18 protein-coding genes are annotated in these 21,818 nt (G+C 60.9%); all 18 read right to left on the reverse strand.

Features of this window, described 5'->3' with window-relative positions; translation table 11 throughout:
* Window positions 1-12: 12 nt before the first annotated feature.
* The 18 genes from OKB77_RS05725 to OKB77_RS05810 all read right to left on the reverse strand — a co-directional run bounded on the left by OKB77_RS05725 (window position 13) and on the right by OKB77_RS05810 (window position 21,817).
* Window positions 13-1,557, reverse strand: coding sequence for an HD domain-containing phosphohydrolase (locus OKB77_RS05725; RefSeq protein ID WP_127006460.1), 1,545 nt, complete (start codon window positions 1,555-1,557; stop codon window positions 13-15).
* A 1-nt stretch (window position 1,558) separates the two neighbouring features.
* Window positions 1,559-3,016, reverse strand: a complete 1,458-nt coding sequence (locus tag OKB77_RS05730; protein ID WP_127006461.1) for an HD-GYP domain-containing protein — start codon at window positions 3,014-3,016, stop codon at window positions 1,559-1,561.
* The gene (locus tag OKB77_RS05735) at window positions 3,013-4,149 is read right to left on the reverse strand and encodes an FIST signal transduction protein (protein ID WP_270817109.1); all 1,137 of its coding nucleotides are present in this window, start codon (window positions 4,147-4,149) and stop codon (window positions 3,013-3,015) included. The genes OKB77_RS05730 and OKB77_RS05735 overlap by 4 nt, the downstream gene beginning before the upstream one ends.
* A gap of 232 nt (window positions 4,150-4,381) precedes the next feature.
* Window positions 4,382-5,845 (reverse strand): NADH-quinone oxidoreductase subunit NuoN, encoded by a 1,464-nt coding sequence (gene nuoN, locus OKB77_RS05740; RefSeq protein ID WP_005351071.1) that lies wholly within the window; start codon window positions 5,843-5,845, stop codon window positions 4,382-4,384.
* Window positions 5,842-7,386, reverse strand: a complete 1,545-nt coding sequence (gene nuoM / locus OKB77_RS05745) for an NADH-quinone oxidoreductase subunit M (RefSeq protein ID WP_005337249.1) — start codon at window positions 7,384-7,386, stop codon at window positions 5,842-5,844. The genes nuoN and nuoM overlap by 4 nt, the downstream gene beginning before the upstream one ends.
* 98 nt (window positions 7,387-7,484) lie before the next feature.
* Window positions 7,485-9,332, reverse strand: a complete 1,848-nt coding sequence (gene nuoL / locus OKB77_RS05750; protein ID WP_139430140.1) for an NADH-quinone oxidoreductase subunit L — start codon at window positions 9,330-9,332, stop codon at window positions 7,485-7,487.
* Window positions 9,329-9,637 (reverse strand): NADH-quinone oxidoreductase subunit NuoK, encoded by a 309-nt coding sequence (nuoK, locus tag OKB77_RS05755; protein WP_005337247.1) that lies wholly within the window; start codon window positions 9,635-9,637, stop codon window positions 9,329-9,331. Before nuoK ends, nuoL begins: the two co-directional genes overlap by 4 nt.
* Window positions 9,634-10,185, reverse strand: coding sequence for an NADH-quinone oxidoreductase subunit J (gene nuoJ / locus OKB77_RS05760; RefSeq protein WP_005359828.1), 552 nt, complete (start codon window positions 10,183-10,185; stop codon window positions 9,634-9,636). Before nuoJ ends, nuoK begins: the two co-directional genes overlap by 4 nt.
* A 10-nt stretch (window positions 10,186-10,195) precedes the next feature.
* Complete coding sequence (gene nuoI, locus OKB77_RS05765) at window positions 10,196-10,738, reverse strand: NADH-quinone oxidoreductase subunit NuoI (RefSeq protein WP_005337245.1); 543 nt, start codon at window positions 10,736-10,738, stop codon at window positions 10,196-10,198.
* A 10-nt stretch (window positions 10,739-10,748) separates the two neighbouring features.
* The gene (gene nuoH / locus OKB77_RS05770) at window positions 10,749-11,717 is read right to left on the reverse strand and encodes an NADH-quinone oxidoreductase subunit NuoH (RefSeq protein WP_270817110.1); all 969 of its coding nucleotides are present in this window, start codon (window positions 11,715-11,717) and stop codon (window positions 10,749-10,751) included.
* Window positions 11,714-14,437: an NADH-quinone oxidoreductase subunit NuoG gene (gene nuoG / locus OKB77_RS05775; RefSeq protein ID WP_270817111.1), complete on the reverse strand. Its 2,724-nt coding sequence runs from the start codon at window positions 14,435-14,437 to the stop codon at window positions 11,714-11,716. Before nuoG ends, nuoH begins: the two co-directional genes overlap by 4 nt.
* A gap of 56 nt (window positions 14,438-14,493) precedes the next feature.
* Window positions 14,494-15,879, reverse strand: a complete 1,386-nt coding sequence (nuoF, locus tag OKB77_RS05780) for an NADH-quinone oxidoreductase subunit NuoF (protein ID WP_270817112.1) — start codon at window positions 15,877-15,879, stop codon at window positions 14,494-14,496.
* Complete coding sequence (nuoE, locus tag OKB77_RS05785) at window positions 15,876-16,418, reverse strand: NADH-quinone oxidoreductase subunit NuoE (protein WP_270817113.1); 543 nt, start codon at window positions 16,416-16,418, stop codon at window positions 15,876-15,878. Before nuoE ends, nuoF begins: the two co-directional genes overlap by 4 nt.
* An 80-nt stretch (window positions 16,419-16,498) precedes the next feature.
* The gene (gene nuoC, locus OKB77_RS05790) at window positions 16,499-18,304 is read right to left on the reverse strand and encodes an NADH-quinone oxidoreductase subunit C/D (RefSeq protein ID WP_069527992.1); all 1,806 of its coding nucleotides are present in this window, start codon (window positions 18,302-18,304) and stop codon (window positions 16,499-16,501) included.
* Between the two features lie 2 nt (window positions 18,305-18,306).
* Window positions 18,307-18,981 carry a NuoB/complex I 20 kDa subunit family protein gene (locus OKB77_RS05795; RefSeq protein WP_005344917.1) on the reverse strand — a complete coding sequence of 225 codons (675 nt, stop codon included), beginning with the start codon at window positions 18,979-18,981 and terminating at the stop codon, window positions 18,307-18,309.
* 29 nt (window positions 18,982-19,010) lie between these two features.
* The gene (locus tag OKB77_RS05800; protein ID WP_005344919.1) at window positions 19,011-19,415 is read right to left on the reverse strand and encodes an NADH-quinone oxidoreductase subunit A; all 405 of its coding nucleotides are present in this window, start codon (window positions 19,413-19,415) and stop codon (window positions 19,011-19,013) included.
* Between the two features lie 379 nt (window positions 19,416-19,794).
* The gene (locus tag OKB77_RS05805) at window positions 19,795-20,364 is read right to left on the reverse strand and encodes an Lcl C-terminal domain-containing protein (protein WP_270817114.1); all 570 of its coding nucleotides are present in this window, start codon (window positions 20,362-20,364) and stop codon (window positions 19,795-19,797) included.
* Window positions 20,365-20,377: 13 nt separating this feature from the next.
* On the reverse strand, window positions 20,378-21,817 hold the full coding sequence (locus tag OKB77_RS05810; protein WP_270817115.1) for an Lcl C-terminal domain-containing protein: 1,440 nt from the start codon (window positions 21,815-21,817) through the stop codon (window positions 20,378-20,380).
* Window position 21,818: the final 1 nt, after the last annotated feature.

A 21,818-nucleotide genomic window follows, 5' to 3' on the forward strand; every position in this document is an offset into this window, starting at 1 on the left:
TTATCCGTGTCGTTACGGCTTGCCGAGCGGTTGGGGGATAAAGTCTCCCCGATCGAGGATCCGCAGACAGGCATCCACCACATCCGCATCGAGCTGATGGCCACGCATCTGGATGATCTGCTCACGGGCCTGGGGAATGCCGAGGGCGGCGCGATAGGGGCGATCCGAGGACATGGATTCGACGATATCGGCGACGGTGAGGATGCGGGCCTCCAGCAGGATCTCATCCCCCTTGAGTCCCAGCGGATAGCCGGAGCCATCAAGATACTCGTGGTGCTGGTGGATCATCCGGGCGATGGGCCAGGGGAAGTCGATATCCTTGAGCACCAGATAGCCGATGGCGGGGTGCTCCTTGACCAGCTCGAACTCCAGCGGCGTGAGGCGCTCCGGTTTGGTGAGAATTTCGGCCGGTACCTGGATCTTGCCGATATCGTGCACCATGGCGCCCAGATAGATCCCCCGCAGCCGCTTCTCTTCCAGCCTGAGCTCCCGGCCGATGGCTTGGGCCAGCTTGGCCACATGTTTCTGATGGCCAGCGGTATAGGGATCGCGCTGCTCCAGCACGGCGGCGATGGCTCCCAGCGCATCTTCCAATGCCAGCTCCAGCTGGCGGGCATGGAAGATCTTCTCCTGTTGCGAGCGCAGATAAGCCTGCTGGGTATGGCGCGCCTGCAGGCCATAGGTGAGGTAGTCGGTCAGCTGGATGAAGAGCTGCTCCTCCTCCTGGCTGAACAACCGTGGTTGGTCGCTGTGAATGATCAGCGCATCGGCCAGATCCTCCTGCAGTGGCAAGGGGATCAGCAGACGGGATCGCAACGGATGGTGGCCGGTATGGGGCCGCTCGTGGAAGATCACCTGATTGAGACGCCGCTGGTGGAGGATGGCCTGGGTGAGGGCCTCATCGTTCAACCACAGCGTTTGTTCCGAGGCATCGGCACTGCCTGCCTGCGCCACGATCCTCGGCGGTTGGGCGAGTTCGGGCTGGCCTTGCAGCACTGCCACTAGCGGAAAACGGTCATCGACGGCAATGGCATCGCAGATATCCTGCAGCAGTTGCGGCTCATCGCCCGGTTTGAGCAGGGCGTGGTGGGCGCGGCTGATCGCCTGCTGGGTCCAGCTGTACTGTTGCAGTTTCTCCTGCTGCCACTTCTGCTCGGTAATGTCTTCGAAGAAGACGCCGACCCCCACGATACTCCCCGCCTCATCACGCAGGGGAAACTTGGTGGTGCTGAGCCAGCGGGCTTCTCCCCCCTTCAGATAGGGCTCTTCGATGTGCTGGTGTATCCCCTCGCGCATGACTCGGGCGTCATCCTCCCGATAGCGTTGTACCAGTTCGGGGGGAAAGAAGTCGCAGTCATTCTTGCCCACCAGTGCCTCTGTTGAGAGGGCGAGATCCGCCGCCAGCAGGCGGTTGCCCGCGATGTAGCTGAATCGGGTGTCTTTGAGCAGCACCCGATAGGGAAGCTGATCCATCACCTGGGTCAGCAACAGCGCCGAGGAGGGGAGCGCATCGGTCAGTGGGTGGGGGAGTGCACAGGAGGTGAGGAGTTCGGACATCTTATCCCGCCTTGTCTGCAAGTTGACTGATGGGAGGGCCGAAGTGGTAGCCGGTCTGCCAGAGCACGATACAGCTGTTGACCACTTTTTCATCGTAACGGATCCCGGCATAGCGGGTCAGTTCGGCAAAGGCGTCACTCAGGGGCATGGCCCGGCGGAACGGGCGATGGGAGGTCATGGCGATCAGCGAATCGGCCACCCGGATAATGCGCGCCTCCAGGGTAATGGCGTTGCCCGCCAGTCCCTGAGGATAGCCGCTGCCATCGAGGTTTTCGTGGTGCTGCAGCACTATGGTGGCGATGGGCCAGGGGAAGTCGATCTGTTTGAGAATATCGTGGCCGGCCTGGGGGTGCTGCTTGATCAGTTCGAACTCCACCGGCCGCAATTCACGTGGGCGGGTGATGATCTCGGTGGGGATCTGCAGCAGGCCGATATTGTGCACCATGGCCGCCAGTCCCAGCGCATCCAGCCGCTCTTGCCGCAGTTGCATGGCCTGCCCGATGGCCAGTGCCAAATCGCGCACCCTCAGCTCATGGCCCACACTGTTGCGATCCTTGTGGCTGATGGCGCTGGCGAGGGCACTGATGGTCTGGAACAGCAGCTCACGCTGGTGGCGCTCGCTCTCCTTGAGGCGGGTGATGTCGACCAGGGTGCCGATGATGCCGGCAACCATCCCCTGATGGTCATAGAAGAGATCCTTGAAACAGATGACCTGATAGCGCATGCCATTGCGGTCATGCAACTGCTGTTCGATGCACTGGGGCTGGCGACTTCGCAGCAACTCGGCTTCTCGCATGCTGTAGGCCTCGGCAAGCCCGACTGGCAGCAGCTCCTCGACCCGTCGACCCAGCAGCGCCTCCTTGCCGATGCCGATCACCTGATTGAAGGCCTGGTTGCAGCCCAGAAATCGCCCTTCGATATCTTTGTAGAACACCGGGATCGGGATGGCCTTGAGCAGGGATTCGTTGAAGTGTTTCAGATCCTTCAGTTCGGCCTGCTGACGCAGGGCGAGTAGCTCGCTGTCCTTGCAGAGGGAAATGGCGCGGGCCAGGTTGCCGAGCACCGGGCTGAACAGATGGCAGACCGGTACGATCTGCTGATGTGGCTGGGGGGCGAGCAGCAAGATGAGATAACCCCCTTCAACCTTGAGCCGATAGGCAAACTGGTAGGGGCGGCTGCCCGGCAGGGGGAGCATCTGTTGCAGCAGGCAGTGCTCCTCCTCGCTGACCCACCCGGGCAGGGTCAGGGTGGTGCCGGTGTGCTGGCGCAGCTGCTCGTCGCCGATCACCTTGAGCAGCTTGTATCCCTCCCGTTGTTGCTGCAATACCGCGCCAACCGGCGTGGCGCAGTGATGCATGAAGCGTTGCAGTACCTTGGTGAGCAGCGCATCCAGCGTGACTTCACGCCCGATGCAGAGCGCCAGATCGCAGACGATGGCCATGGCGTGGTCGTTGTTCATATCAATGCCCCGTTACAGAGAATGGCGCCGTTATGAAATTGGGGGTAATCCCCATGGCGCACGCTGCCAATTTCGCCAAGGGAGAGGGCTCCTGCCAGATCGCCGGCCCCCGAGTGGGTCAGCAGGGTGCGCAGCTCGGTCACCGTCTGCTGGTCGAAGTACAGCTGGCGTCCTGCGCAGTAGTAGACCTCCAGCAAGTGTGCCCGGGTGAGGGTTTGTTGCTGGTTGAGGCGCCAGGCCAGTGAGCAGGTATGTTCGGTGGCACTCTCTGGCGCCTTCAGCAGGGTGAGGATGCTGTGCTCCGCGACCTCGCCGGCGCAGAGCAGGGCGCCGTCATCGTTTGCCTCGACGGGTATCCTGACAATCACATCCCCGTTGGCCCGCAGCAGGCCCAGTGGCATGTGCACCACGAAACGGTAGAGCTCCTCGCGCACCATAGTGTGCTGGAATTGCTGGCGGATCAGCCCCTGATATTTTTGAAAGGCCGGTTGCCAATCGATGTAGGCAATCTTGTTCGCTTCACTGCTGGTGGCCAGCATTGGTTGGGCCGAGAGTTGGTAACCATGTTCCAGAAAGGGAAAGCTGTTGCTGGGCAGCAGCGTGCAGGTGACCCCGTAGGCAAGTTGCCGTTGATTGTCGAACAGGCAGGCACGGGGGGTGAAGCTGCCGCTGCCTGCGTTGGCGCCGGCATAGTTGACGCGATTGGCCAGTTGCAGATAAAGCGCATCCAGAATGGAGGCGATATTGGGAATGAGGTTGTCGAAGGTCAGAAACAGGGTTGGTGGCGGCGAAGGGGTTGGCCAGGTGGCCAGCATGCTTTCCACCTGTTCCGCAATCAGTTGGGCAAGGGATGCTGCGCTGGCCTGCGGTGTCAGGGGCAGCAGTGTGGCGTGATAGGGGTTGGCTCTGGGCAGTAGCCAGGCCCCTTGCGGCAACAATCCTTGCGCACTGATCAATTGGGGGAAGATGGCGCCATCCAGGGCGATGTTGAAGTCGCGGCACAACTGCTGCAACAGGGGAACCTGCGCGCAATCCTGTTCGGCCAGCAGTATGGTCAGCTTGCCTCCTTGCAAGGGTGCCAGCGTGGCGGCCAGTTCTGTCGGGTTAAATTGGCAAACGTAGTGTTGCTTCATCAATCTGAACTCCATTCCAGAATATAACCAATATATCAATAAGGAATTCAAGAGGGTATGAGGATCTCGCCCGGTTCTGGTTGTATGGCAAAAACCATGATGGGCATCACCCTCGCTGATTGATCTGTCATTTGCTGGCTCGCGGAGTGCGCGATGCTGTCGGGCCGGAAAGAGAAAACCGGCAGCCAAGGCTGCCGGTTTTGCGGGTAATGAGGGGTAGTGACAGTAAAGGTTACTGCAATACCACGTGCTGGAACCCTTGTACCAGGCTGATGACCGGCTGGGGATAGAGCCCCAGCAACACCACCAGGGCGGCAGAGAGCAGCACTACCACACCACCGGAGGAGAGAGCCCAGTCGGCGCTGGCATCGCGCTGCTGCATACCCGGTTCGCGCAGATAGAGGGTTACCATCACCTTGAGGTAGTAGTAGAGACCCAGTGCGCTGCCGAGCACGATGGCACCGGAGAGCCACCAGAGCTGCGCCTCGACGGTGACGCCGATGAGGTAGAACTTGCCGATAAAGCCGAGGGTCATCGGGATGCCCGCGAGTGACAACATCATCACCGTCAGTACGGCAGTCAGATAGGGGCGCTTCCAGAACAGACCACGATAGCTGTGCAGGGAGTCGGCATCCTTGCCGCGATAGGGGCTCGACATCATGCTCACCACCCCAAAGGCACCCAGGCTGGTGAACAGATACATCAGCAGGTAGACCCCGGCTGCTTCCACCGGCATCTGGCCGAATCGGCTCGCCACGATCACCGCCAGCAGGTAACCGAAGTGGGAGATGGAGGAGTAACCCAGCATCCGTTTGACGTTGGTCTGCACCAGGGCCAGCAGGTTGCCGACCAGGATGGAGATGACCGCCATGGCTGCCAGCAGCCAGTGGATCATGGGATCGCTCGCCGCCGGTACCGCCAGATAGAAACGCAGCAGCACGGCAAAGACCGCTACCTTGCTGACGGTGGCGAGGAAGGTGGCGACCGGTGCCGGGGCACCTTCGTAGACATCCGGGGTCCAGAGGTGGAAGGGGGCCAGGGAGAGTTTAAAGGCAAAGCCGACCAGCATTAACCCCAAACCGCCCATCAGCAGCGGGTGGTGAGCAGGGCTCTCGGCCAGGGTCTGCCCCAGGGCGGCAAAGCTCAGGCTGCCTGCCTGCGCGTAGAGCAGCGCCATACCAAACAACAGGAAAGCGGTAGCCGCAGCGGAGAGCACCATGTACTTCACTGCCGCTTCCAGCGAGTGGCGCTCGCGGTAGGCGTAACCCACCAGACCGAACATCGGCAGGGTCAGCATCTCGATCCCGATAAAGAGAGAGGCGAGGTGACGGGAGCAGGCCAGCACCAGACCACCAGCGGTGGCGATCAGCAGCAGCAGGAAAAACTCCTCCCGGTTATCCGGGTAGGCTTTCAGCCAGGACTGACCGAAGGTGCAGGTGGCTAGAGCGCCGATCAGTACCAGTCCCATGTAGAAGACGGCGTAACTGTCCACTTGCAGCAGCGGGGTGACCCCCTGATCCCCTTGCGCCATCACGATGGGCAGCGAGAACAGAGCAAGGTTGAGGCCAACAATGGTCACGGTAAAGGCGGTGGTGACACAGCGGCGCCAGGCGATGGCCAGCATCAGGGCCGCCATGGCCCCGGTGGTCAACAGCAGGGGAAGCAGTGCCAGCAGTTGGGAAGCGGAGAAAGTCATTGCAGGGCTCCAGCAGTCGGCAGCAGATACCAGTGCAGCACGTTGATAAGGCTGCTGCTGGCGGTGTCAATCACGGGTTGGGGATAGAGGCCAAGCAGAACCAGCAGGCCCGCGATCACCATCATCATGGTCAGCTCGCGGCGATCCAGTCCCTTGAGCATGCTCTCATCCTTGGCGGGGCCAAAGCAGGCGCGCTGCAACATGATGAGGGAGTAGACCGAGGCCAGTACCAGACCGAAGGTGGCGACCGCCGTGATGACAGGGGCAACCTGGAAGCTGCCGACCAGGATCAGGAACTCGCCGACAAAGTTGCCGGTGCCCGGCATGCCGAGCGACGCTACCGAGAAGAAGAGCATCACGCCGGGCAGATAGCGCAGGCGTCCCCACAGGCCGCCCATCTGGCGCAGATCCCGGGTGTGCAACCGCTCGTAGAGCTGACCGCAGAGGATAAAGAGGCCGGCAGCCGAGAGACCGTGGGCGATCATCTGCACCACGGCGCCCTGCAGGGCCAGCTCGCTACCCGAGTAGATGGCGATCATCACAAAACCCATGTGGGAGATGCTGGTGTAGGCTACCAGCCGTTTGATGTCGGTCTGGGCAAAGGCCACGATGGCACCGTAGACGATCCCGATCAGGCCAAGCACCATGGCGTAGGGAGCAAACTCGGCGGACGCCTCGGGGAAGAGCGGCAAGGCAAAGCGCAGCAGACCGTAGGCGGCGGTTTTGAGCAAAATACCGGCTAGATCCACCGAACCTGCGGTCGGCGCCTGACTGTGGGCATCCGGCAGCCAGCCGTGCAGCGGTACCAGCGGCATCTTGACCGCGAAGGCGATAAAGAATCCCAGCATCAGCAGCCACTGAACGCCCTTGCTCATCGGTGTATTGAGCAGCTCCAGATAGTTGAAGGTGAAGACTCCGGTGGCATGCTGGTGGGTCAGCACCAGCCCGATGATGGCCACCAGCATGATAAGGCCGCTCACCTGGGTGTAGATGAAGAACTTGGTTGCGGCGTTGATCCGTGATTTGCCGTCAGTGACCGAATGGCCCCAGAGCGCAATCAGGAAGTACATGGGGACCAGCATCATCTCCCAGAAAAAGAAGAAGAGGAACAGGTCCAGCGCCATAAAGACCCCGAGCACGCCGCCCAGGATCCAGAGCAGGTTGAGGTGGAAAAAGCCAATGCGCTGCACGATCTCTTTCCACGAACAGAGGATGGCCAGCACCCCGATAAAGCAGGTGAGGATCACCATCAAGAGCGACAGGCCATCCACCGCCAGATGCAAAGAGATGCCGAAGCGGGGGATCCACGGCAGGCGCCACTCGGCGGCCCAGGCGGAGGCAGCACCGGAGACGCCCGCGCTGTCGAGGCCCGTGGTGGCAAGGGAGAAGTCTCCACTTAGCCAGATGGCACAGGAGAGCAGCAGGCTGGCGCTCATGGAGAGCAGGGCTACCCAGCGGACAAACTGCCCGCCGAGACGCTCCATCTGCCAGCAGAGCAAGCCGCCGATAAAAGGAATTAGCAAGATCCAGAGTAAGGTCACGGTATCAGCTCTCGTTCAAGTTCATATGAGATTGCGCTCCCTGTTCCATCAGGGAGAGCAAACAGCCCGGCTGTACGATCTTCGTGTTGTTCATCGCGTTATCCCAGCAGCAACAGCGCCAGCACCAGCACGGCGCCGATCCCCATGGAGGCGGCATACCAGCGCAACTTGCCGGTCACGGTCCAGGACAGCAGCTGGTTGCCACGCAGAGCAAGCCAGGCGGGCAGGCCCATCATCCAGTCCAGCGGATCCTGCCCGACCAGACGGGTCGCCAGCAGATAGGGTTTGACCCACAGCTGGTCGTAGAGCCAGTCAAAGCCCCAGGCGTTGAACCAGAGGGTGCTGAGCAGACGGCCCGGAGCGCTGTTGGCAATGGAGGTGGCCAGACGGCGCTCACCAAGGAACAGAAACGCGGCCAGCGCGATGCCAGCAATGGCTATGATGCCGGAGGCTACCTCCAGCCCATGGCGACCCTCTTCGATATGGTCCCCCGGGCCTGCGGGTAGTACACCTGCCAGTGGCGGGGTGATCAGCGCGCCTATGCCGGTAGAAAGCACCAGCAGCACCAGCAGCGGCAGATGGTGAGCCAGACCGTGGCCCGCATGGGCTTTGGTCTGCTCTTTGCCATGGAAGGCGATAAAGATCAGCCGGAAGGTGTAGAGCGAGGTGAGGAATGCCCCCGCCAGACCTGCCCACAGCAGCGCGCTTTGGCCAGAGGCTTCTACTTGCCACAGGATGGCGTCCTTACTGTAGAAACCGGAAGTGACCAGCGGCAACGCCGCCAGCGCCGAGCCCCCCACCAGGAAGCAGGCGTAGACCAGCGGCAAACTCTTGCGCAGGCCACCCATCTTGAAGATGTTCTGCTCATGGTGGCAGGCAACGATAACGGCACCGGCGGAGAGGAACAGCAGCGCCTTGAAGAAGGCGTGGGTCATCAGGTGGAAGATGGCCCCTTCCCATGCGCCGACACCCAGTGCCAGAAACATGTAGCCAATCTGGCTCATGGTGGAGTAGGCGAGGATCCGCTTGATATCGGTCTGAACCAGCGCGGCAAAGCCTGCCAGCACTAGGGTGATGGCGCCAACCAGCCCGACCAGATGGAGGATCTCTGGCGCCAGCAGGAACAGGCCGTGGGTACGGGCAATCAGGTAGACACCGGCGGTCACCATGGTGGCAGCGTGGATCAACGCGGAGACCGGCGTAGGGCCAGCCATCGCATCCGCCAGCCAGGTTTGCAGCGGCAGCTGGGCTGATTTGCCGACCGCGCCGCCCAGGAGCATCAGGCAGGCCAGCGACAGGGCAGGGGAGCCCTCGGCAAACAGGGTCGGGGCACGAACCAGCAGCTCGTGGATATTGAGGGTGCCCAGTTCCCGATAGAGGATAAACAGACCGATGGCGAGGAAGACATCACCCACCCGGGTCACGACAAATGCCTTGAGGGCCGCCGCTCCGTTCTTGCGATCCTTGTAGTAGAAGCCGATCAGCAGATAGCTGCACAGCCCCACCCCTTCCCAGCCGAGGTAGACAAACAGCAGGTCATCGGCCAGCACCAGAAACAGCATGCTGGCGATAAAGAGGTTGGTGTAGGTGAAGAAGCGGGAGTAACCCTCTTCTCCGCGCATATACCAGGAGGCAAACAGGTGAATGAAGAAACCCACCCCAGTCACCACCCCCAGCATGGTCAGCGACAGGCCATCCAGTGCCAGCGAGAAGCTCGGGGTAAAGTTGCCCACCGCCATCCATTGCCACAGGCGCTGGACATAGACGCCCCCCTCGGGCGGGTTGCCCAGAAAGTCGATGCCCACCCACAGGGTAGTGAGGGCCGACAGGCCAATGGAGCCTACCCCGATCAGCGCCGAGGTACGCTCACCAAACCGGCCGAGGGAGAAGGCCAGCACCAGCCATCCCAGCAGCGGAAATAGAAAAGTCAGATATAAGAGGCTCATCCGCGCATCTCGCTCACAGTGTCCACGTTCAGGGTGTGGTAACGACGATAGAGCAGCAGTAACAGGGCAAGGCCGATACTGGCCTCCGCTGCCGCCAGAGAAATCACCAAGATATACATGATCTGGCCATCGGCCTGGGCCCAGCGGCTACCCGCCACCACAAACGCCAGTGCCGAGGCATTCATCATGATTTCGATACTCATCAGGATATAGAGCAGATTGCGGCGGATCAGCAGACCGCACAAGCCGATGCAGAAGAGCACCGCGGCCAGCAGGAGGCCGTGCTCCATAGGGATTCCATTCATTGCTGACCTCCTTCTTGTGCAGAGCGGGATGCTGTGCGCGGGACGGAGAGCACTTCACCGCTCTTCTCTTCCCGACCCAGGTGATAGGCGGTTACCAGACCCGCCAGCAGCAGGATGGAGGCAAGCTCCACCGCCAGCACATAGGGGCCAAAGAGCTCGACACCCACCTGCTTGGCGGTCACCTCGGTCACTCCGATCAGGCCCCCGGTCACCCCGAGAATGCCGTGGGCCAGAAAGCCCAGCAGGATCAGCGAGAGCAGGGCAGGGCCCCCCCAGGTCATGGGGGTGAGCCACTTTTTCTCCTGTGCCTGGGCACTCCCCAGGTTCAGCATCATCACCACGAACACGAACAGCACCATGATGGCGCCGGCGTAGACGATCACCTGCAGGGCGCCCGCAAAGGCGGCACCCAGGCAGAAGAAGATCATGGCCACGGCGATGAGGGAGATGATGAGATTGAGCAGCGCATGCATGGGATTGCTGGTGCTGATCACCCGCAGCGTGCTGTAAATGGCCACCAGGGCCGAGGCATAAAATGCCAGTTCCATGATTGACTCCTCAGGGCAGCAGGCTCTTGACATCGATGGGCTTGGCTTCGTTTTCGGCATCCCCTTTCGGCTTGCCGTCGATGGCCATCCCGCTCATGCGATAGAAGTTGTAGTCCGGGTATTTGCCGGGCCCGCTGATCAGCAGATCCTCCTTCTCGTACACCAGATCCTGGCGGCGATACTCACCCATCTCGAAATCCGGTGTCAGCTGGATGGCGGTGGTGGGGCAAGCCTCTTCACACAGGCCGCAGAAGATGCAGCGAGAGAAGTTGATGCGAAAGAACTCCGGATACCAGCGACCATCTTCCCGCTCGGATTTTTGCAGCGAGATGCAGCCGACCGGGCAGGCAACTGCGCAGAGGTTGCAGGCCACGCAGCGCTCGTCCCCGTCGGGGTCGCGGGTCAGCACGATGCGACCGCGGTAGCGGGGGGCCGCATAGACTGCCTGTTCCGGATAGTTGAGGGTTTCACGGGGCCGCCAGGCATGGGAGAAGACCATGGCCAGACTGCGTAACTGGGTGCCGACACCCTGAATAATGCTAACAATTTTCATATTGAGTGCCTCACTGCGTACTTATCAGTACAACTGCCGCGGTGACCAGCATATTGATCAGGGTCAGCGGCAAGCAGACTTTCCAGCCAAACGACATCACCTGGTCAAAGCGCGGGCGAGGCAGGGAGGCCCGCAGCAGGATGAAGAACACCATGAAGCAGGCGGTCTTCAGAGCAAACCAGATGAAGGGGGGCAACCAGGGACCATGCCAGCCACCGAAGAAGAGGGTCACGATGAGCGAGGAGATCAGCACGATGCCGATATATTCGCCCACGAAGAAGAGACCCCATTTCATCCCCGCATACTCGATGTGATAGCCATCGGCGAGCTCCTGCTCGGCTTCCGGCTGGTCAAACGGGTGGCGGTGGGTGACGGCAACGCCGGCAAACAGGAAGGTGACAAAGCCAAGGATCTGCGGGACCACGTTCCACAGACCAGCCTGAGCCTCGACGATGTCGCGCAGGTTGAAGCTGCCGGTCTGGATCACCACTCCCATCAGGGATAGGCCGAGGAACACCTCGTAGGAGAGGGTCTGGGCCGAGGCGCGCAAACTACCCAGCAGGGAGTATTTGTTGTTGCTCGACCAGCCGGCGAACAGCACCGCATAGACCGCCAGCCCCGCTATGGCCAGGATGTAAAGCAGACCCACGTTGAGATCCGCTACGCCCCAGGTCGGGCTGATCGGCACCACCGCAAACGCCAGAATAAAGGCGGTGAAGGCAATGATGGGAGCCAGGATGAAGATCCGCCGATCGGCGAACGGCGGGATCCAGTCCTCCTTGAAGAACATCTTGACCATGTCGGCCGCCAGCTGCAGCAGGCCGAACGGGCCAACCCGGTTGGGGCCGTAGCGATCCTGCCACAGTGCCAGCAGGCGGCGTTCGATGAAGCTCATGAAGGCGCCAGCCCCCACGATCCCCACCAGCACGAGCAGTGCCTTGCCGACCTCCAGCAACAGATCAATCAGCGAATCGCTCATGCAATGACCTCCTGCAGGTTATTGATATATGCCTGTTGCAGCGCAGTTGGCAGGCCGTTGACGCCAAGGGGCAAACCCACCAGACCGGCCGCCAGCTGCTCGCTCAGACGCAGACGCAGTTGCCAGTGGCTGCCACCCCAGGAGAAGGAGACCTGATTGCCTGCATGCAGGGCCAGACGCTGCGCATCGGCCGGATTCAGCACCAGCTCGGGCTCGTTCATCCGGGTCTGGATGACCGGGCTGCGGGCGGAGAGCTCCTCGCCACCAAACAACTGGACATAGTTGACCACTTGCAGCGCATCCTCTGCCTTGAAGGGGGAGGGGATGGTAGTAAACCAGCCAAGGGTATCTTCGCTTACTTCCAGCAGACGGCGACCCGGATCACCGGCGCGCAGTTTGCCACCCACCTCATCCTGGAACTTGTTCCAGGCGGAAGGAGAGTTCCAGCCTGGTGCCCAGGCGAACGGTACTTGCGGCAGCGGCTGACGGGCTCCGGCATACCCTTCCATGGAGAAGTTGAAGGGGGAGTCCGGATCCTGAGCCACCCGCGGCTCGCTGACGTTCTGGTTGGCCAGCATGGAGGTACGGCCACTGTAGCGGTGCGGTTCACGAGCCAGACGCATACCGCGGATCCGCAAGCCTGCGTTGGGGGCAGCTTCCAGCATGGTGGCCAGCAGCGGATTGCTGGTGGCGCAGTCATGGTTGATCTGGTCGAAGTTCTGCCAGCGCAGGGATTTGTGCTCAAGAGCGCCTTGCAGCGCCGCCAGCCAGCGCCACCCTTCACGCACCTGAATATCGGTGTTGTAGAAGGCAGGGGCATAAACCTGGAAGAAGCGCTGGGCGCGACCTTCCATGTTCACCAGGGTGCCATCGGCTTCGGCAAAGCTGGCGGCCGGCAGGATTAGATCTGCCTTTTGTGCAGTCCGGGTGTCCTGATGATCGATGACCAGAAGGTGCTGCAGGCGTGCCAGCACTGCATCCACACGGTTACGCGGAGCACGGCGATAAAGATCGTTCTCCAGCGTCACCAGCGCCAGCTTCTCTTGCGCTTCGATGCGCTCGAAAGCAGCCTCAAGCGGCTTGCCACCCAGCATGGCCAGACCGAGCGAGTTGGCCTCCTGGGCAACCAGCGCGATGCTGGCTTCCAGACCACGTCCTTTCAGGGCGCGGGCAATATTGCTGGCTGCTTCAACCAGCGCCACGCTGCGTGCGCTGGAGCCGGCGATGATGAGCGGTTTTTTGGCATTGCCAAGCAGTTCGGCCCAGCGTGCAGCCTGAGCCTGCTGTTCGGCAGAGAGGTCGGTGATAGCCGGTGCCGCATTGTCGAGCAGATTGGCGATGGCAAAGCCGAGGCGCGCCTGATCGGCGTAGGGAGCGTGCAGTTTGTCGGCAGCTACGTCATCGAGACGGGTGGTGTCGAGACTGGTGATGAGCAGCGGATAGCGCTCGTTCTGACCCAGAGTCTGCACAGCGGCAACCTGCCACAGGTCGACCTTCATTTTGCGGGCCAGCTCGCGGGCCTTGCCCTTGACGGCTTGACGCAGGGCCAGCGCAATTCGAGCCGCACTCATGGTGACATCTTCACCGAGTACCAGAATGGCGTCGGCCTCTTCCATGTCGCGCAGGCTTGGTGTTGATACGCCGCCATGCTGCAAAATCTGCAGGATCTTCTGCTGGCATTCCCACTCGGCCTGCTCCATGCCGCAATAGAAGTTCTCTTCACCCACCAGTTCGCGCAGAGCGAAGTTGCTCTCCAGCGAGGCGCGGGGCGAACCGATACCGATCACGCCGCTGGCGGTGCGCAGGGCATCGGCGGCGCGGTTGAGGGCACCATCGACCGTGATGGCCAGCTTGTCGTTTCCTTCACGCAGCAGCGGTTGGCGCGGGCGATCAGCCAGGTTGACATAGCCATAGCCAAAGCGGCCGCGATCGCAGAGGAAGTAGTGGTTGAGGCTGCCGTGGAAGCGGTTTTCGATACGGCGCAGTTCGCCATAACGTTCGCCCGGGCTGATGTTGCAGCCCACGGAACACTGCTGGCAGACGCTCGGGGCAAACTGCATGTCCCATTTGCGGTTGTAACGCTCGGAGTGAGTCTTGTCGGTGAAAACGCCGGTAGGGCAGACTTCCACCAGATTGCCGGAGAATTCGCTCTCCAGCGTGCCATCCTCGACCCGACCGAAATAGACGTTGTCATGGGCACCGTAGACGCCAAGATCCTCGCCACCGGCATAATCCTTGTAATAACGGACGCAGCGGTAGCAGGCGATGCAGCGGTTCATCTCGTGACTGATGAAGGGGCCGAGATCCTGATTCTGGTGGGTGCGTTTGGTGAAGCGGTAGCGACGGCTGTTGTGGCCGGTCATCACCGTCATATCCTGCAGGTGACAGGCGCCACCCTCTTCACACACCGGACAGTCGTGGGGGTGGTTGGTCATCAGCCACTCCACCACGCTCTTGCGAAACTCCTTGGCCTCTTCATCTTCGATGGCGATATAGGTGCCATCGGTGGCCGGTGTCATGCAGGACATCACCAGACGGCCACGCTTGTCATCGGCATTTTGATACTGTTTGACCGCACACTGGCGGCAGGCGCCCACGCTACCAAGCGCCGGGTGCCAGCAAAAATAGGGGACGTCCAGACCGAGGGACAGACAGGCTTGCAGCAGGTTATCTGCCCCGTCTACCTCGTACTCTTTACCGTCTACATGAATGGTCGCCATACAACTTCCCTGAAACCTGTTTTGTGAATTCGGCTATTGTCTGATGCGCTTGGCGTTTACCAGCGTTCACCCAAGAGATTGGGCTGGATCCCTTTGACCGGCTTGCGGTTATCGCCGCTGCCCTTGATCCCCGCTTCGAATTCGGAGCGGAAATACTTGATCGCGCTGGCAAGCGGTTCGACGGCGCCCGGAGCATGGGCGCAGAAGGTTTTACCCGGGCCCAGGAAATTGCAGAGCTGCTCCAGCGTAGCCAGATCGCCTGATTGCCCCTCGCCACGTTCCAGCGCGCGCAGCAGCTTGACGCTCCAGGGCAGGCCATCGCGACAGGGAGTACACCAGCCACATGACTCGCGGGCGAAGAACTCCTCCATGTTGCGCAGCAGGGAGACCATGCTGATGGAGTCATCCACCGCCATGGCGAGGCCGGTCCCCATCCGGGTGCCTACCTTGCCGATACCGGCGGTATACATCTGGGCATCGAGGTGCTCCGGCAGCAAAAAGCCGGTACCGGCGCCACCGGGCTGCCAGGCTTTCAGGCGATAGCCGCTCTTCATGCCGCCGGCATAGTTTTCAAACAGCTCGCGGGCGGTGATGCCAAACGGCAGCTCCCACACCCCGGGGTTGTTTACCTTGCCGGAGAAGCCCATCAGCTTGGTACCGTGGTCTTCAGAGCCCGGCAGCGCCAGCCCGTGATACCAGGCCACCCCGTTGCCGATAATGGCGGGCACGTTGCAGAGGGTCTCGACGTTGTTGACGCAGGTGGGTTTACCCCAGACGCCGGAAACGGCGGGGAAGGGGGGTTTGGCGCGCGGGTTGGCACGGCGCCCTTCCAGCGAGTTGATCAGTGCTGTCTCTTCGCCACAGATGTAGCGACCGGCGCCAGTGTGAACAAACAGCTCGAAGTCAAAACCCGAGCCCAGAATGTTCTTGCCAAGCAAACCGGCGGCTTTTGCCTCTTCTACCGCACGACGCAGGTTGATGGCGGCATCGACATACTCGCCGCGCAGGAAGATATAACCGCGATAGGCTTTCAGCGCCCGGGCCGAGATAATCATGCCTTCGATCAGCAGGTGGGGCAGTTGCTCCATCAGCAGCCGGTCTTTCCAGGTGTTGGGCTCCATCTCGTCGGCGTTACAGAGCAGGTAACGGATATTCATGCTCTCGTCTTTGGGCATCAGCCCCCACTTCACGCCAGTGGGGAAGCCCGCGCCGCCACGCCCCTTGAGACCGGCATCCTTGACGGTGCTGACAATCTCGTCCGGACTCATCTGGCCGAGCGCCTTGCGGGCGGCGTCATACCCCTGTTTGGCCTGATACTCCTCCAGCCATACCGGCTGGCCGTCATCCCGCAGCCGCCAGGTGAGCGGGTGGGTCTCGGGGGCTCGCGGGGTGTGATTGGCGGTGCCAAGAGAGGCGAGGATCTTGTTTTGCGGCAGGCTCATGGGTAAGCCTCCAGGGTTTTCAGCAAGGTCACCGGATCGAGGCCGCCATAGGTGTCGTCATCGATCATGATGGCTGGCCCCTTGTCGCAGTTGCCAAGACAGCAGACCGGCAGCAGGGTGAAGCGGCCATCCGGGGTGGTTTGACCGGGGCCGAGGTTCATCACCTCCTTGAGACCGGCCATCAGCTCTTCATGGCCATTGATGTAGCAGACCATGCTGTCGCAGACGCGGATGATGTGGCGCCCCACCGGCTGGCGGAAGATCTGGCTATAGAAGGTAGCAACCCCCTCCACATCGCTGGCGGGAATGCCGAGCTGGGCCGCGATGGCGTGAATGGCGCCGTCGGGGACCCAGCCTCTAGCCTGCTGCACGATCTTGAGCGCTTCGATGCTGGCGGCGCGGGGATCTTCGTAATGGTGTTTCTCGTGTTCGATGGCATCGCGTTCAGCCTGGCTCAGAACGAAGTCGTCCTGTTTGCTGCTGCATGCCCCTTGCCCCTGTGGGGTCTGATTATTGTGACACTGACATTGCTGGCTCATGACTTGACCTTTGGTGGCTTGTCCTTTTACTGCTCGTTCGGCGATCCCGATTCCCGGCCATGACCGGGAGGCGGGATCACTTAACGGTCCACATCCGACATAACAAAATCGATACTGCCCAGATAGACGATGAGGTCCGACACCATGCTGCCTTTGATCACCGAGGGGATCTGCTGCAGGTGAGCAAAGCTCGGGGTGCGGATCCGGGTCCGGTAGCTCATGGTGGAGCCGTCACTGGTCAGGTAGTAACTGTTGACCCCCTTGGTCGCCTCAATCATCTGGAACGACTCGGCAGCGGGCATCACCGGGCCCCACGACACTTGCAGGAAGTGGTTGATCAGGGTCTCGATGTGCTGCAGGGTGCGCTCTTTGGGCGGCGGGGTGGTGAGGGGGTGATCCGCCTTGAAGGGACCCTCCGGCATGTTCTTCATGCACTGCTCGATGATCGACATGCTCTGGCGGATCTCCTCGATCCGCACGGTGGCTCTGTCGTAGGCATCGCCATTGCTGCCGACCGGCACTTCAAAGTCGAACTGGTCATAGCCCGAATAGGGACGCCACTTGCGCACATCGAAGTTGAGGCCGGTGGCGCGCAATCCGGCCCCCGTGGTGCCCCAGGACAACGCCTGCTCGGTGGTGTAGGCCGAGACGCCGATAGTTCGACCGCGCAGAATGCTGTTGCGCATCGCCGCTTTTTCGTAATCCATCAAGCGCTTGGGCAGCCAGCTCAGCAGGTTGTCCTGCACCAGCCGTTGCCATCCCTTCGGCAGGTCGTGAGCCACACCGCCGATACGGAACCAGGCCGGGTGCATGCGGGCACCGGTGATCGCTTCGATGATGGTGTAGATCTTCTGGCGGTCGGTGAAGGTGAAGAAGACCGGGGTCATGGCCCCCACGTCCTGGATATAGGTACCGAGGAACAACAGGTGGCTCTGGATGCGGAACAGCTCCGCCATCATCACCCGGATCATGTCGACCCGCTGCGGCACCTTGATGCCGGCCAGCTTCTCGACCGCCAGCACATAGGGGAGGTTGTTCATCACCCCGCCCAGATACTCGACCCGGTCGGTATAGGGGATGTAGCTGTGCCAGGACTGGCGCTCGCCCATCTTCTCGGCACCGCGATGGTGGTAGCCGATGTCGGGCACGCAGTTGCGGATCTCCTCGCCATCGAGCTGCAACACCAACCGGAAGGCGCCGTGGGCAGAGGGGTGGTTGGGGCCGAGGTTGAGGAACATGTAGTCCTCGTTCTCGTTGCCGCGGGCCAGTCCCCACTCTTCCGGTTTGAACAGCAGGTTCTCCTGCTCCATGTCCTGTTTGGCGGCATCGAGCATGAAGGGATCGAATTCGGTAGCGCGCGCCGGGTAATCCTTGCGCAGCGGGTGACCCTGCCAGCTCTTGGGCATCATGATGCGGGTCAGATGGGGGTGGCCATCGAAGGTGATGCCCATCAGATCCCATACTTCCCGCTCGTACCAGTTGGCATTGGGGAAGTGGTTGGTGATGGTGGGCAGATGCAGGTCACTTTCGGCCAACGCCACTTTCAACATCACATCGGCGTTACGGTCGATGGAGATGAGGTGATAGAAGACGGTGAAATCGCTCTGGGGCAGACCGTCGCGATGGCTGCGCAGCCGCTCATCGGTGGCGCTGAGATCAAACAGCATCACGAACGGGGAGGGCACTTTGCGCAAGAAGCCCATCACATCCTGCAGCAGTTCGCGGGGGAGCCAGACCACCGGCACGCCGGTGCGCGTGGTCTGTACGGTGAAGTGCTCGACCCCGAAGTGGGCAAACAGTTCGCCAATGACTTTGGCATCCTTGTGGTCGCTGGGCTGCCACTGGGCCATGGCGTAATTGCTGGGAAAATCACGAGTCAGTTTCATGGTCAGATCTCATCCGGCGTGCGCAGGTTGGTCACATTGATCCGTTCGCCGCGCTTGCGCTCTTTTTCGGCCTGCATCTGGGGACGGTAGATCCCCTGATCGCCCACCACCCAAGAGAGGGGGCGGCGCTCTTTGCCGATGGAGTCCTGCAGCAGCATCAGGGCTTGCAAAAAGGCTTCGGGACGGGGCGGGCAACCCGGAATGTAGACGTCGACCGGCAGGAACTTGTCCACCCCCTGCACCACGGAATAGATGTCATACATGCCGCCGGAGTTGGCACAGGCCCCCATGGAGATCACCCACTTGGGTTCGAGCAGCTGTTCATACAGGCGCTGGATGACTGGCGCCATCTTGATGAAGGGAGTCCCTGCTATCACCATGAAATCGGCCTGACGGGGCGAAGCGCGGATAACTTCGGCGCCGAAGCGGGCCACATCGTGGGGGGAGGTGAAGGCGGTACACATCTCCACGTAGCAGCAGGAGATGCCGAAGTTGTAAGGCCAGAGGGAGTTTTTGCGGCCCCAGTTGACGGTGTCTTGCAGCACCTCCTCGAGGCGGCCCATCATGATGCCGCGCGTCGCTTCTTGCGCCAGTGGGTCATCGACGGTCTGGCGCTGCTCCTGGGGGTAGCGCTCAACGGGTGCATCCGGGTCAATCCGGGTCAGGGTGTACTTCATGGTGCAACCTCAAGGAAAGGGTCTGTGGTTCAATCACTGTTTTTGTTGTTCAGCTGCGGTTTGCGCGGTGACCAGTCCAGTGCGCCGATGCGCCAGAGGTAGATCAGGCCGATAAGCAGCAGTCCGATGAAAATGGTGGCTTCAATAAAGCCGACCCAGCCACTCTCCCGCACGGAGACAGACCAGGCAAACAGGTAGAGCGCCTCGACGTCGAAGATGACGAAGAACATGGCGACCAGATAGAACTTGGCGGAAAAACGCAGGCGGGCACTGCCGACCGAGTCGACACCAGATTCAAATGGCTTGTTCTTGGTGCGGCCGTAGGCACGACCGCCCAGCAGGGCGGCGAGGCCTATCATTACCAGACAGATGGTGATGGCACCGATGACATAAATGGCAAAAGCCCAATGTTGAGCAGAAATATCAGCAAACATAGAGGTTTTTCCTAACCAAATTAATCAAGTGACTTAACAATAATGTTACGCATTATGACACTTTCGCACTGATTTACATGTCATTTTTACGGGTTAATTATTAATCGGTTAACCGGTAATTAAATTTTGTTAAGAAGCGCACTTTTTTGTTGGTTATGGTGGGCGAGAAAAGCCTGGAAAGCGCAGAGAGTTGCTCCTCGCCATCACCTGAAAGGGGTATGTCGCGTGCGGAGCAGGATCAGATCGGTATCGCGGGCAGGGGGCACAGGCGGGAGAAGAGCGTGATGGCGGGTGAGGTAGGGGGGGGCGGCAAGAGCAATAAAAAGAGAGGCTTTCAAGCCTCTCCTGTCATCGCGTTCCGGTTTCGAGCGTGGGGCGGTCAGGGTTTATTGGCGACCAGCAAGACCTGATCCGGGTAGGCGCCAATGGAGCGAAGACCGATATCTCCCGAGGTGATATCCAGATACGCCCGCTGACCATTGGCGGAGGTTACCGTGCTGCTCATCAGATAGACATAGCCCTCATTGACCTCTTTACCGCCCCCCGCCATGGCGCGCGGGAAAATGGCTTCATTGAGAGAGGGCTTGTAGCAGGCATGCTCGACCAGGGTCGCCAGCTCCTTGATGTCGGGCAGACGCCACTGGCTGATACCGCCGAAGTGATAGAGAGCATGACTGCTGTCACTGCGGATCCGCTCCGCCACTTGCAGCCCCTGCTGCCAGTAGTAAACGGTCGGTTCCCCCAGGCAACTGCTGCCACTCCATGTCTGCCCCAGTTTGCAGCGCATCCAGGTGAGGCCGGTTTGTTGATCCGTGACAGTGCCGTTGCCATGGTCAAGAAAACGGGCAGAGGGGGCGGTGCGATCCATGGTGTCATCACAGATGGCAGCACCGTGGGCCAGGGGGGCCATCAGTGCCAGCATGGCGAACGAAAAGCGATAAAGGCTCATGATATTCCTCGGATTATTGGGGAGTGGCGACCAGTCGTACCTGCATCAGCTCGATATAGGTATCTTGCTGCACCAGCGCGGGATAGGTGGTGCCCGCATCTTCTCCCAAGAGCAGGACTGTGCGTTTGCTGATGGGGCCACCGGAGAAGCGCTGGGCGGTGTTGCTGGTGGCGCTCCAGTAGTAGCCATGGTAGGTGTCATCTTCCGAGGGGGCGATATCCGGGAAGTAACGGGTGTCCACGATGATGCGCTGACCCAGCGGGTCCTTGGCCAGGCTACCGTAGTGCATCAGTGACATCAGCTCACCCATGGTGGGCAGCCGCCACTGGCTGATGCCGCAGCGCTGCTCGCCATTGAGCCACTGCTGATACGCGCGGGTGGTCAGCATGGTGGTCAGCGCCTGTGCCCGGGCGAGGGCCGCCAGATCTCCTTCGGCGGTGAGCTGTTCGATCCTCTTATGAATATGCTGGTAGGCCGCTTGCTGCTCGCCTGCGGTCGCCTTGAACTGCTCATCCTCATAGGCAAAGGGTCTGCTTTTCCAGTCAGGACTCAAGGGATCATCCGATTTGACCTCCCACACCAGACCGGTATTGAGATCCTTGACGCACTGCCAGCTCGGCGCGTTGTCGGGGAGCACCTGACCGCGATCATCGAGTTTGCGATAGGCAAGCTGGGGACGAGTGCGATTCCAGCTGGCATCTTGTCCCGGATAGTCATCGGGTTCCTGTTCCTGCAGCGGATCGTTGCCATCGCTGAAGGTGGTGACGCCGGTGACGGTCAGCAGGTTGCGTGGCTGCTGCTGCACCAGCAGGGTGAGTAGTTCTTTTTGGGTCTCTTCGGCAAACTGGCCGTTGCGCTGCCACTCCTGAGCCAATTGCGCCAGCATCAGGCTGATGGCGCGATAGCTGGTGGTGAGCAACTGGGTCTCCTTGGCGGTGGCAAGGCGTGTGCGGGCCTGTTGCTGCAAGCTGATCGCCACCTGTTGCAGGGCCTGATCAAACTGGCCGAGACCTGCGAGGGCCACGCGGTCGCTGCCCGGTTGCAGCGGCGCGAGATCGGCCAGCAGCTGCGTCAGTGCGCGATCGGCGGCCACCCCTTCGGCAATGCGGCTCTGCCACAGGGTACTGAGCAGGGTCGGTTGTAGCCGTTGTGGATCCCCTTTGGCGGCCGGATGTGCCAGCAGCAGGCCTCCGCTCCTCGGTACGAACAGCAGGGGCGAGTTGACGATGTTGGCCGAACGGTTGACCAGGGCCACAGCGCCTTCGCCGCTGACGGCAGGATCGGCGGGATCACATTGCCAGTTCTGATCCAGATCGGCGCACAGGGTACCGGCAGTCGGCAGGGCGACATCGACCCGGTAGTCCGGGATCGCCAGTGGTGCGTTATCTTCCCCGCCGCCACAGGCGCTGAGCAGGGCTGAGAGGGTTGCAATAACCAGTACGGATGGTTTCACT

The sequence above is a fragment of the Aeromonas sp. Y318-3 genome (assembly GCF_027706185.1).
Taxonomy (GTDB): domain Bacteria; phylum Pseudomonadota; class Gammaproteobacteria; order Enterobacterales; family Aeromonadaceae; genus Aeromonas; species Aeromonas veronii.